The sequence below is a fragment of the Pseudomonas sp. SWRI154 genome (assembly GCF_014268645.1).
Classification (GTDB): domain Bacteria; phylum Pseudomonadota; class Gammaproteobacteria; order Pseudomonadales; family Pseudomonadaceae; genus Aquipseudomonas; species Aquipseudomonas marvdashtae.
This window is the reverse complement of record NZ_JABWQW010000106.1, coordinates 1-234: the sequence shown is the minus strand read 5'-3', so window position 1 is coordinate 234 and position 234 is coordinate 1. Positions and strand designations below refer to the sequence as shown.

The 234-nt window shown below is 65.4% G+C and carries 1 protein-coding gene; it reads left to right on the top strand.

Annotation, left to right across the window (positions count from 1 at the left end):
- Positions 1–234, top strand: a 234-nt coding sequence (locus tag HU806_RS26340; protein WP_186615831.1) for a hypothetical protein, incomplete at both ends; no start/stop codon positions are given.

Here is a 234-nt window from a genome sequence, read left to right as displayed (position 1 = left end):
ACTACCGCCACGCCCAGGGCGGCGCGCTGATCGCCATCGACCTCAACGGCACGTGCCTGACCGAGCACCGTTTCAAAGGCGGACGCGAACAACAACGCCAGCAGGGCCTGCTGCTCAGCGACTACAGCTACGACGAACAGGGTCGCCTCAAGGCCCAGACCGTGTGGCAGACCCAGCAACAGCAATTGTTCTGGCGCGACTATTCCTACGACGCGGGCGGCAACCTCGCCGCGC